1 protein-coding gene and 1 pseudogene are annotated in these 1297 nt (G+C 74.8%); one reads left to right on the top strand and one right to left on the bottom strand.

From position 1 onward, the window contains the following. On the bottom strand, nt 1–187 hold a 187-nt coding region (locus tag AOK24_RS49680), incomplete at its 3' end, for a hypothetical protein (protein ID WP_206191211.1). Between AOK24_RS49680 and AOK24_RS16380 the strand changes: the two are divergent. Then, nucleotides 168–1297 (top strand): annotated as a pseudogene (locus tag AOK24_RS16380) (hypothetical protein); the annotation flags it as partial. The gene AOK24_RS49680 and the pseudogene AOK24_RS16380 overlap by 20 nt on opposite strands.

The following is a 1297-nucleotide window of genomic DNA, read 5'->3' on the forward strand; positions in this document are numbered from 1 at the left end:
TCGCCGCCCTGCCCCCGGCCTCCGCGACCGCCCAGATGCCCGGCGTCACGGCCACCGGCCCGATCCCGGTCGTCCCGTCCGCCTTCGCCGAGACGGCGCTCCTGCCGCCCGTACCGATGTCTCCCGACCCGACGGCCACGGGCCAGATCCCGACGCTCTCCCCGGCCATGGCCCAGACGGCCGTCATGTCGCCCGATCCGACGGCGACCGGGCAGATCCCCATGGTCACCCCGGGCATGGCGCACACGGCCGTCATGGCGCCCCTCGGCGCGCAGATGTCCCCGGACCCCACGGCCACCGGGCAGATACCGGTCATGCCGTCGCCCGCCGCGCAGATGCCGGCCTCGCCGACGGCCACCGGGCCGATTCCCGTCGTGCAGATGTCGCCCGATCCGACCGCCACCGGGCAGGTTCCGGTCGCGCAGGCGCCCGACGCCCGTCCCCCGGCGGAGAGTTGGGACTCCGGCTCGCTGCCGATGTACAACCCCGCCGACCCGACACGTGACACCGGCGCCCTCCCTTCCGTCCCGTCGTGGGAGACCGGCACGTTCCCCGCGTACGCCTCCCCGGCCGCTCAGCCCGGTGGCGCGTTCCCGGCCACGGCCGCCGCGCAGTCCGCGCCCGCAGCCGCCGCCGGGAACACCGGCTCCCTCCCGATGTACAACCCCGCAGAGGCCGCCCGGGACACGGGTGCGTTCCCGTCGGTTCCGACGTGGGAGACCGGCGCCTTCGCCGCGTACGACCCGTCCGGTACGTCGACCTGGCAGACCCAGCAGGCGCAGGCCGCCGGCGAACCCGCCCTGACCTCGACGGTCATGTCACCGTCGGCACCAGCCGCCGAACCGTCGTACGCGTCAACCGTGATGGCACCCCCGGCGCCCGAACCGGCCCTGACGTCAACGGTGATGAACCCGCCGTCCGCCGAACCCGCGTTCACGTCAACGGTGATGACCCCCTCCGCCGCGCCCGCCGAACCGGCGTACGCGTCGGCCGAGTCGGGCTTCACGTCGACGGTCATGTCGCCGTCCGCGCCCGAACAGGGCTTCACCTCAACGGTGATGAGCCCCTCGGCGGCTGCCGAACCGGCGTTCACGTCGACCGTGATGACGCCGTCCGCCGGGCCCGCCGCTGAACCGGCGTACGCGTCAACGGTGATGGCACCCCCTGCCGCCCCGGCCGCACCCGCCTTCACATCGACGGTCATGTCCCCGCCGGCCGCTGCGGCTCCCGCTCCCACCGAACCGGCGTACACCTCGACCGTGATGGCCCCCGCGTACGCCGCCCCCATGCCGTCCCC

The organism is Streptomyces niveiscabiei, assembly GCF_001419795.1.
Taxonomy (GTDB): Bacteria; Actinomycetota; Actinomycetes; order Streptomycetales; family Streptomycetaceae; genus Streptomyces; species Streptomyces niveiscabiei.